Raw genomic sequence first — 9,970 nt, 5'->3', positions numbered from 1 at the left:
CCAATTTTTATCGTTTTGAGCTCAAAAAACCCACTTCATGCCACTTTCCGCCACTTGCGCACACTATAGGAATGCGCCCACCACACCGTCAAGGCGCGGATTAAAGGAAAACCCTTACAGAACGGAGATTTAGCGAGGTAAAAGGAGGCTCAACGAGAATCTGACGCGAAGTTTTGACCAATAACCTGATGCAGCACTGAAAGCTGCGCTCGAAAGTTAAAGTAGTTTGTTAAGAGTAAGATTTTTTCGGTATTACAAAGGCGCTTCGGCTGATGATTGAAGCAGGGTGGGAAAAGGCTATTACCGCGTTTGCCGCTGCCGGAATTTCAGACCGGGCCGACTGATATTACACAGCCGCGCCTTCCATGTTCCAGGCAGGGAAAGAAAAAGGTGGAGAGTCGATCTGTAAGCCGGGTTCTGTCTTGAACAGTCATTCGTCTACGATGGCCATCACTGGACATCTTTAGCAACCTACCCGGTCCCAGCGCGGGCCACGCCTTGGGACCCTATTTGGTCTTGCTCCAAGTGGGGTTTACCTAGCCACGAACTGTTGCCAGACGTGCGGTGCGCTCTTACCGCACCTTTTCACCCTTACCGGCGCTTGCGCGCTTAGGCGGTTATTTTCTGTGGCACTTTCCGTAGGCTCACGCCTCCCAGGCATTACCTGGCACTTCGCCCTATGGAGCCCGGACTTTCCTCCCCCCCCTAATTTTCATAGAGGGCAGCGACTGTCCGATCGACTCTCCGCCGCGAAGGTTAACGGCAGAGCGCCGGAAGAACAAGCGCTAAAACCCTCAAGAACGCCATGGGCGACGGCTTACACGCCTTTCTGTTTATCCAGCGCCACTTGATAAAGCACGTTTTTGCGTTCGCCGGTAATTTGCGCTGCCAGTGCAGCGGCGCGCTTGAGCGGCATTTCCTCCAGGAGCAGATCGAGGATGCGCATGGCTTCGCTGCTGACTGCGTCTTCTGATTGCGGCGCCGTCCAGCCGGCCACCAGCACCACACACTCGCCACGCTGCTGATTGCTGTCGGACTCGACGAACGCGCGCAACTCACTGAGCGGCAGGCCTTTGAGGGTTTCGAAGGTTTTGGTGATTTCCCGCGCCAATAAAGCCTGACGCTCACCACCAAACACCGCTTCCATATCCTGCAAACATTCGAGAATGCGATGCGGCGCTTCATAGAAGATCAACGTGCGTGGTTCTTCTTTAACCGCTTCCAGACGTGCCTTGCGCCCGACCGACTTGGCCGGCAGGAAACCTTCGAAAATAAAACGGTCGGACGGCAACCCCGCCGCCGATAGCGCCGCGATCAACGCGCAGGCACCGGGCACCGGTACCACATTGATGCCGGCCGCCCGGGCCTGACGCACCAGGTGATAACCCGGATCAGAGATCAGCGGCGTACCGGCATCGGAAATCAGCGCCACGTTGTCGCCCGCCAGCAACCGGGTAATAAAGCGACTACCCTCATCCCGTTCGTTGTGCTCGTGGCACGCGGCCAGCGGCGTGCCGATACCGAAGTGCTGCATCAGGCGCGCCGAGTGCCGCGTGTCTTCGGCGGCAATCAGCGCCACTTCACGCAGGATCTTCAGGGCCCGGGCGCTGATGTCGTCCAGGTTGCCGATGGGCGTCGCCACCACATAAAGCGAGCCAGCAGCGGAATTCAAAGGACCTGGAGCAGTCAAAGCGCACACCTCGTGATCGGTAAAAGCGGCCATTGTAGCGCGTCACGAGGCTGGCGATGCGCTCAAGCCGAGGGAGGTTTTTCGCACGGTTGTGCGCTGCCGCAACATTTACTCCAGCTAAATTGATCGATTCACGCCACTAACATCGCGCCCCGGCCAGTGCTTGGGTACAATTCCACGCTAATTTGATCGAGTATCAGGAACACTTACATGATCGCTTGCCTGCGGCTGTTCACTGCCCTCTGCCTCGCTGCCCTGTTGGCCGCGTGTGCCAGCTCCCCTTCCTCCAGCCTTGGCGAACTTCCACGGACTCCGGACGCCAGCATCGAGCAACTGCTCGAACAGGCTGCCCAGGCTAAAACCCCGGAACAAGCCGCCCTGTTGCGCCTGAGCGCGGCAGACCAGGCTTACCGCCAAGGCAATGCCGGCCAGTCCGCGCAAATCCTGCAACAAGTGCCGATCGAGCAACTCAAGCCAGGCCAGCAGATTTTCGCCAATACGCTGTCCGCCGAACTGGCCATGACGCGCAATCAGCCGAAAGCTGCGCTAACTGCCCTGAGCCATCCAAGCTTCCAAAAGCTCGGTGAAATGCCGCAAGAGCAGCAAGTGCGCACCGGCACCGTTCATGCCCGCGCCCTGGAAGCCGACGGTCAGACATTGGCGGCTGCTCGCGAACGTGTGTTCATCGCACCAATGCTGGAAGGCGAAGCCGCGAGCAAGAACCACGAAGCGATCTGGACCCTGATCGCCTCGCTGCCAACCGATCAGCTGCAACCGAACACCACCGATGATCTCGGCGGCTGGATGGCACTGGCGCAAGCAGTGAAAACCGCAGGCACCCTGGAGCAGCAGCAAGCTGCGATCGACAACTGGCGCGCGCAGAATCCAAAGCACCCGGCAGCGATCAACCTGCCGCTGCCGCTGACCAAACTCAAGGAACTGGCCAGCCAGCCGCTGGGCAAAATCGCCCTGCTGCTGCCACAAGACGGCCAGTTGGCGTCGGTTGGCAAAGCGCTGCGCGAAGGCTTCATGGCGGCGCATTATCAAGCGCAACAGGCCGGTCAGAATCCGCCAGCGATTGAGTTTTACGACAGCTCGAAACTGACCTCGATGGACGAGTTCTATCGCAAGGCTCAGGCTGACGGCGTGCAGCTGGTGGTCGGCCCGCTGGAAAAACCACTGGTCAAGCAATTGAGCACCCGTCCGCAATTGCCGATCACCACCCTGGCGCTGAACTACAGCGAAGGTGAGCAAGGCCCGGCGCAATTGTTCCAGTTCGGTCTCGCTGCTGAAGACGAAGCTCGGGAAGTCTCGCGCCGCGCCCGTGCCGATGGCTTGCATCGCGCCGCGATCATGGTGCCGAAAGGCGAATGGGGTGATCGCGTGCTGCGCGCCTTCAGCCAGGACTGGCAGGCCAATGGCGGCAGCATCGTTGCCACCGAGCGAGTTGATCAGCCGGTGCAACTGGCGCAGCAGATTGCCGACATGTTCCAGCTGCGTCAGAGCGAAGCCCGCGCCAAGAGCCTGCAGAACGTTGCTGGTACCAACGTCGCAGCCCAGCCTTCACGCCGCCAGGACATCGAATTCATTTTCCTGGCCGCCACACCGCAACAGGCCCAGCAGATCAAGCCGACCCTGAACTTCCAGTACGCCGGTGATGTTCCGGTCTACGCGACTTCCCATGTGTACAGTGCCAGCGGCGACGTCAACCAGTACAACGACATGAACGGCATTCGCTTCTGCGAAACACCCTGGCTGCTGGAAACCAGCGATCCGCTGCGCCAGCAAGTCGCTGCGCAATGGCCGCAAGCCAACGGCAGCCTCGGTCGCCTCTACGCCATGGGCGCCGATGCCTATCGCCTGGCACCGCGCCTGGGTCAACTCAAAGCCCTGCCGGACAGCCGCATCGAAGGTCAGTCGGGCAGCCTTGGCATGACCCAGACCCAGCGCGTTGTGCGCCAGCTGCCGTGGGCGCAGTTTGTCAGCGGTCAGGTGCAGCGTCTGCCGGACACCCCACGCTGATGCCCGACAGGTCACGCTCGCAAAGCGGCAAGGATGCCGAGCGCCAGGCGCTCGAACATCTGCAACAACAGGGGCTGCGCCTGGTGGCGCAAAACTGGTTATGCAAACGCGGCGAGCTTGATCTGGTCATGCTTGATGGCGATACAGTAGTATTCGTTGAAGTTCGCTACAGAAGAAACACTCAATGGGGTGGCGCGCTCGCCAGTATCGACGAGCGCAAGCAGCAGAAACTGATCTTTGCAGCACAGTATTTTCTTCAGCGCGAGTCGCGTTGGGCCAATTCCCCCTGCCGCTTCGATGTGGTGGCGATCGACAGCCGCCCGAATCAGCTGAACTGGTTGCAGAATGCTTTCGACAGTTGATCGCCTGCACCCTGCCCCGTTTTCGTCCGACACATTTTGCTCTTTGCTTTGCGGGCTGCACATTCACGTGCCGAACAGCCGCGCCACTTAAGGTCACACAGATGGACATGCAATCCCGAATTCGCCAGCTTTTCCAGGCCAGTATCGACACCAAGCAACAGGCGATGGACGTACTTGCACCGCACATCGAGCAAGCCAGCCAGATCATGGTCAACGCCCTGCTCAACGAAGGCAAAATGCTCTCTTGTGGCAACGGTGGCTCGGCCGGCGACGCCCAGCATTTTTCCTCGGAACTGCTCAACCGCTTCGAGCGCGAACGCCCGAGCCTGCCGGCGATTGCGCTGACCACCGACACTTCTACGATCACTTCGATCGCCAACGATTACAGCTACAACGAAGTGTTCTCCAAACAGATCCGCGCGCTCGGTCAGCCGGGCGATGTGTTGCTGGCGATTTCGACCAGCGGCAACTCGGCGAACATTATTCAAGCGATCCAGGCCGCACATGATCGCGAAATGATTGTCGTAGCTTTGACCGGACGCGATGGCGGCGGCATGGCGTCGCTGCTGTTGCCCGAGGACGTGGAGATTCGCGTACCGGCCAACGTCACTGCACGTATTCAGGAAGTCCACTTGCTGGCGATCCATTGCCTTTGCGATCTGATCGACAGCCAACTGTTCGGGAGTGAAGAATGACCCCTAATCGCCTTGGCCTTCTGGCCTTGACCTTGTGCCTCGGCATCAGCGGCTGCACCTCGGTGGTGAATGCCAGCCGTGAAGCGCCGATCGAAGACGACCGTGGCACGCGCACCTTTGGCAGCAAGATCGACGATTCGCTGATCGAAACCAAAGCAGGCGTGAACATCGCCAAGGCCGATCCGGCTCTGGACAACGACTCGCACATTGTCATCACCAGCTTCAACGGCGTGGTATTGCTTGCCGGCCAGACGCCACGCGAAGACCTCAAGGCCAAGGCCGAACAGGCCGCCGCCAACGTCCAGCGCGTAAAGAAGGTGCATAACGAACTGCAAGTGCTGCAACCGTCCTCCCTGCTCGCTCGCCAGAACGACGCGTGGCTGACCACCAAGATCAAGACGCAGATGCTCACTGACGCCAGCATCCCTGGCTCGCGCATCAAAGTCGTGACCGAAAACGGCATCGTCTATCTGCTGGGCCTGCTGACCAAACAGGAAGCCAATCAGGCGACCAACCTGGTTCAGGGCGTGTCCGGTGTGCAGAAAATCGTGAAACTGTTCGAATACATCGACTGACCTGATTACGCAGGAGCTGTGTAGGAGCTGACGAGTGCAACGAGGCTGCGATCTCTTGATCTTGTGCTTCTAAAAACAGCCTTCGGCAGCTCCTACCCGGCCAATGCAGACACAAAAAAGGCGATCCAACCGGATCGCCTTTTTTTTATTTCACAACTTTCAAACTCGGCCGGCCACTTGGGCGCGGCGGCTCGCTGCCCGGAGGCGGCGAGTCGTCATCCGGATCAATGTCTTCCTCGTCATCCATCGGCAACTCGAGGTCAAACACCATCCCCTGGCCGTTCTCCCGGGCGTAGATACCCAGAATCGCGCTGATCGGCACATAGAGGCTGTGCGGAACACCGCCGAAGCGGCCTTCGAATGTCACCACGTCGTTGTCCATGTGCAGATGACGCACGGCACTCGGCGAGATGTTCAGGACGATCTGGCCGTCGCTGGCAAAACCCTGCGGCACCTGCACCGCCGGGTACTCGGAGTTGACCAGCATGTGCGGTGTGCAATCGTTATCCACAATCCACTCGTAGAGCGCGCGGACCAGATAAGGTCGACTGGAGTTCATAGCGGCTCCTTAAGCCTTAGCGCATATCGCGTTCGACACCAGACAGACTCGCCTGGAAAGCCTCACGCGCAAACTGACGCTCCATATAATCAAGCAGCGGCTTGGCCGGCCGCGGCAGTTCAATACCCAGAATCGGCAAACGCCAGAGTATGGGTAATAGGCAGCAATCCACCAGACTTTGTTCCTCACTGAGGAAGAACGGTTTGTCGGCGAACAGCGGCGAAACGCCGGTCAGGCTTTCGCGCAATTCCTTGCGCGCCACGACCCGTGCGGCCTCTTTGCTCTTGGGATCCAGAATCAGATCCACCAGTCCGCACCAGTCACGCTGAATCCTGTGAATCAGCAGACGGCTGTTGGCTCGCGCCACCGGATAAACCGGCATCAGCGGCGGATGCGGGTAACGCTCATCCAGATACTCCATCACCACGGTCGACTCCCACAACGCCAGGTCACGATCGACCAGCGTCGGCAGACTGCCGTAAGGGTTCACCTCAATCAGTTTAGGCGGCTGCCGGCCGGCTTCCACGTAAATGATTTCGGCGCTGACACCCTTCTCTGCAAGCACGATGCGCACTCGGTGGGAATAGTGGTCGGCGGGGTCGGAGTAACAGGCCAACCGATTGGTCACGCCCATGGCGATCCTCCTCGCTTGTTGAATTTGTCGGAACCGGAAAAACGCGCGCGCCCAGAGGGCACCTCCTGCAGGGTCTGACCGAGCAGACCCTGCTTTAGCGGAGGCGCCCTTGGGCGCGCGCGATTAACAGCAATGCTTGAAGCGTATCAGTGCACGTCTTTCCAGTATTCACGCTTGAGCAGGTAGGCGAACACGAAGAAGAACGCCAGGTACAGCAAGACATAAGTACCGATGCGCTGATGTTGCAGCTTAACCGGGTTAGCCGAGTAAGCCAGGAAGGTTACCAGATTCTTGACCTTCTCATCGAACTGCTCTTCGTTCAGAGCACCGGACTTGGGCACGATGGTCAACTGATCGCACGCTTCATGAGTCAGCGGCGTGCCGGTCAGTGGATCGTATTGCTTCTTGCCGTCCTCGACGATCTGCACCTGCTTGCAGCCGACAACCTGGCGACCCTGCAGGCCAACCAGTACGTTCGGCATGCCGACGTTCGGGAAGACCTTGTTGTTGACACCCCAAGGACGCGCCGGATCTTCGTAGAACGACTTCAGGTAACCGTAGAGCCAGTCGGTGCCGCGCACGCGTGCTACGAGGGTCAGATCCGGCGGCGCCGCGCCAAACCACGTTTTGGCGTCGGCCGGCTGCATGCCGATGTTCATGTGGTCACCGATCTTGGCGCCCGTGAATACAAGCTTCTCCAGCATCAATTCGTGCGGTATGCCGAGGTCATCGGCAACGCGCTCGTAACGCTGGAACTTGGCGCTGTGGCAACCCATGCAATAGTTGGCAAAGGTCCGCGCACCATCCTGCAGGGCAGCTTTGTCGGAGACGTCGATATCGACACTTTCCAGTTCCGGACCATGCCCCCCGGCGGCAAAAGACAGGGCAGGCAGCGCAGCAAAAATCAGAGCAAAAAATAACTTTTTCATCAGCCAGTCACCCTTTCCGGAACCGGTTTGGTCTTCTCGAGCCGGGTGTAGAACGGCATCAGAATGAAGTAGGCGAAGTACAGGAAGGTGCAGACCTGCGACAGCAACGTGCGCCCCGGCGTCGGCGCAAGCACACCGAGCACACCCAGGATCACGAAGGAAATGCAGAACACCACCAGCCAGATCTTGCTCAGCCAGCCCTTGTAGCGCATCGACTTGACCGGACTGCGATCCAGCCACGGCAGCACGAAGAGCACCGCAATGGCCGCGCCCATGGCAATTACGCCCATGAGTTTGTCCGGCACCGCGCGCAGGATTGCGTAGAACGGTGTGAAGTACCAGACCGGAGCAATATGTTCGGGAGTCTTGAACGGGTTAGCCGGCTCGAAGTTAGGCTTTTCGAGGAAGTAGCCGCCCATTTCCGGAAAGAAGAACACAATGAAGCAGAAAATGAACAGGAAAACCACGACGCCGACAATATCCTTCACCGTGTAGTACGGGTGGAATGCGATGCCGTCCAGGGGAATGCCGTTTTCGTCTTTGTGCTTCTTGATATCAACGCCGTCAGGGTTGTTCGAACCCACTTCGTGCAGCGCCAGAATGTGCAGCACCACCAGACCGAGGATCACGATCGGCAGCGCAACAACGTGCAAGGCGAAAAAGCGGTTCAGGGTGATTCCGGAAATCAGGTAGTCACCACGAATCCACTGGGTCAGGTCATCGCCGATCAGCGGAATCGCACCGAACAGCGAGATGATCACTTGGGCACCCCAGTAGGACATCTGGCCCCACGGCAGCAGGTAACCCATGAATGCTTCGGCCATCAGCGCCAGGTAAATCAGCATGCCGAACACCCAGACCAGCTCGCGCGGCTTTTGATACGAACCGTAGAGCAAGCCACGGAACATGTGCAGGTACACAACAATGAAGAACGCCGAAGCGCCAGTCGAGTGCAGCAGACGCAGGATCGAGCCGTACTCGACGTCGCGCATGATGTATTCGACGGAAGCGAAAGCCTCTTCTGCCGACGGCGTGTAGCTCATGGTCAGCCAGACACCGGTGACGATCTGATTGACCAGCACCAGCAGCGCCAGGGAACCGAAGAAATAGAAGAAGTTGAAGTTTTTTGGGGCGTAATACTTGCTGAGATGGTCTTCCCACATTTTGGTCGCGGGAAAGCGTGCATCAACCCAGTCCATGAACTTGCTCATCACGCTTTCTCCGTATCGACGCCAATGACAATCAGGTCATCAGTCTCATAGGAATGCGGGGGAACTGGCAGGTTCAAGGGCGCAGGTTGCGACTTGTAGACGCGGCCAGCCAGATCGTAGTGGGAACCGTGACAAGGGCAGAAATAACCGCCTACCCAGTCTTTGCCCAGATCAGCAGGTGCCACTTCGGGACGGAAGGTCGGTGAGCAACCCAGGTGCGTACAGATCCCGATCAGCAGCAGAATTTCCGGCTTGATTGAGCGTACTTCAGGGTCGACATAAGTGGGTTGTGTGGAGTTTTTGGAAGTCGGATCAGAGAGCTGGCCCTCGATCTTCTTGAGATTCCCCAGGATTTCCTCAGTACGGCGGACAATGAATACCGGCTGGCCGCGCCACTCAGCAATCATCTGCTGGCCTGGCTCGATTTTGCTGACATTCACTTTCACCGGTGCACCGGCAGCTTTTGCCTTGGCACTGGGAAACCATGACCCCACGAACGCGACCGCAGCCCCCACCGCTCCTGCAGCACCCACCACGGATGTGGCTGCCACCAAGAAGCGACGCCGGCCTGCATTCACGCCGTCATTGCTCATTCAGTCCTCTCCCATCAGCTTTTTTGGCCTGTTAAATCAGGCGTCTACTAAATAAATCAAATGTTACTTATAAAAATTTTGCCCGAATGGTAATGAAAACCCCCAATTCTGACAAGGTTAATTCCCTGGGGCTAAGCCCCTTAAGCCTTGGAGTATAGGGGGTCTACGGCTGTGGCAAGTTGTCACAACGCAATTCTTTGATAAATCGCAGGCATAAAAAAACGCCCGCTTCCGTGAGGAGGCGGGCGTTCTTTTTTGAACGTGGAAGCGGAATTAACGCTTCGAGTACTGCGGACGCTTACGCGCTTTACGCAGACCCACTTTCTTACGTTCAACTTCACGGGCGTCGCGGGTAACGAAGCCAGCTTTGCGCAGAGCGCTACGCAGGGTTTCGTCGTAGTCCATCAGAGCGCGAGTGATGCCGTGGCGGATTGCGCCAGCCTGACCACTTACACCACCGCCGATCACGGTGACGTAGATGTCGAACTTCTCGACAGTCTCGGTCAGCTCCAGCGGCTGACGAACTACCATGCGGGCAGTTTCGCGGCCGAAGAAGTTATCCAGCGAACGGTTGTTGATGGAGATGTTACCAGTACCCGGACGCAGGAAAACGCGTGCGGTTGCGGTCTTGCGACGGCCAGTGCCGTAATTTTGAGTCGCCGACATAATGAACTATTCCGTTAAATCTTCAGTTCTTGGG

General features: G+C 58.1%; 11 protein-coding genes and 1 other RNA gene. 4 read left to right on the top strand and 8 right to left on the bottom strand.

Annotation, left to right across the window (positions count from 1 at the left end; translation table 11 throughout):
• Positions 1-390 precede the first annotated feature (390 nt).
• Positions 391-744, bottom strand: an RNA gene (gene rnpB / locus ACIGDJ_RS24870) — RNase P RNA component class A.
• Positions 745-817: 73 nt separating this feature from the next.
• Complete coding sequence (gene rsmI / locus ACIGDJ_RS24865) at positions 818-1,723, bottom strand: 16S rRNA (cytidine(1402)-2'-O)-methyltransferase (protein WP_178081234.1); 906 nt, start codon at positions 1,721-1,723, stop codon at positions 818-820.
• 177 nt (positions 1,724-1,900) lie between these two features.
• Here rsmI and ACIGDJ_RS24860 point away from each other — a divergent pair, with 177 nt between their 5' ends.
• From ACIGDJ_RS24860 to ACIGDJ_RS24845, 4 genes are all read left to right on the top strand, one after another.
• On the top strand, positions 1,901-3,712 hold the full coding sequence (locus tag ACIGDJ_RS24860; RefSeq protein WP_101161954.1) for a penicillin-binding protein activator: 1,812 nt from the start codon (positions 1,901-1,903) through the stop codon (positions 3,710-3,712).
• A complete protein-coding gene (locus ACIGDJ_RS24855) occupies positions 3,712-4,074 on the top strand; it encodes a YraN family protein (protein ID WP_397479867.1) in 363 nt (120 codons plus the stop codon). The genes ACIGDJ_RS24860 and ACIGDJ_RS24855 overlap by 1 nt, the downstream gene beginning before the upstream one ends.
• A gap of 101 nt (positions 4,075-4,175) precedes the next feature.
• Positions 4,176-4,769 (top strand): phosphoheptose isomerase, encoded by a 594-nt coding sequence (locus tag ACIGDJ_RS24850; RefSeq protein WP_008082788.1) that lies wholly within the window; start codon positions 4,176-4,178, stop codon positions 4,767-4,769.
• The gene (locus ACIGDJ_RS24845; RefSeq protein WP_101161952.1) at positions 4,766-5,344 is read left to right on the top strand and encodes a BON domain-containing protein; all 579 of its coding nucleotides are present in this window, start codon (positions 4,766-4,768) and stop codon (positions 5,342-5,344) included. The genes ACIGDJ_RS24850 and ACIGDJ_RS24845 overlap by 4 nt, the downstream gene beginning before the upstream one ends.
• A gap of 145 nt (positions 5,345-5,489) precedes the next feature.
• Here ACIGDJ_RS24845 and ACIGDJ_RS24840 read toward each other — a convergent pair whose 3' ends face one another.
• The 6 genes from ACIGDJ_RS24840 to rpsI form a co-directional block, all read right to left on the bottom strand.
• A complete protein-coding gene (locus ACIGDJ_RS24840) occupies positions 5,490-5,903 on the bottom strand; it encodes a ClpXP protease specificity-enhancing factor (RefSeq protein WP_016773263.1) in 414 nt (137 codons plus the stop codon).
• A gap of 16 nt (positions 5,904-5,919) precedes the next feature.
• Complete coding sequence (locus tag ACIGDJ_RS24835) at positions 5,920-6,537, bottom strand: glutathione S-transferase N-terminal domain-containing protein (RefSeq protein ID WP_007961620.1); 618 nt, start codon at positions 6,535-6,537, stop codon at positions 5,920-5,922.
• 146 nt (positions 6,538-6,683) lie between these two features.
• The gene (locus tag ACIGDJ_RS24830; protein ID WP_101161951.1) at positions 6,684-7,466 is read right to left on the bottom strand and encodes a cytochrome c1; all 783 of its coding nucleotides are present in this window, start codon (positions 7,464-7,466) and stop codon (positions 6,684-6,686) included.
• Positions 7,466-8,677: a cytochrome bc complex cytochrome b subunit gene (locus tag ACIGDJ_RS24825; protein WP_101161950.1), complete on the bottom strand. Its 1,212-nt coding sequence runs from the start codon at positions 8,675-8,677 to the stop codon at positions 7,466-7,468. The genes ACIGDJ_RS24830 and ACIGDJ_RS24825 overlap by 1 nt, the downstream gene beginning before the upstream one ends.
• Complete coding sequence (gene petA, locus ACIGDJ_RS24820; RefSeq protein ID WP_397504638.1) at positions 8,677-9,270, bottom strand: ubiquinol-cytochrome c reductase iron-sulfur subunit; 594 nt, start codon at positions 9,268-9,270, stop codon at positions 8,677-8,679. Before petA ends, ACIGDJ_RS24825 begins: the two co-directional genes overlap by 1 nt.
• Before the next feature lie 273 nt (positions 9,271-9,543).
• The gene (gene rpsI / locus ACIGDJ_RS24815) at positions 9,544-9,936 is read right to left on the bottom strand and encodes a 30S ribosomal protein S9 (protein WP_003228056.1); all 393 of its coding nucleotides are present in this window, start codon (positions 9,934-9,936) and stop codon (positions 9,544-9,546) included.
• Between the last annotated feature and the right edge of the window lie 34 nt (positions 9,937-9,970).

Source organism: Pseudomonas sp. NPDC079367, assembly GCF_044542195.1.
In the GTDB taxonomy this organism is placed as follows: domain Bacteria; phylum Pseudomonadota; class Gammaproteobacteria; order Pseudomonadales; family Pseudomonadaceae; genus Aquipseudomonas.
The sequence above is the reverse complement of the archived record's forward strand: the minus strand, read 5'-3'. Positions and strand labels throughout refer to the sequence as shown.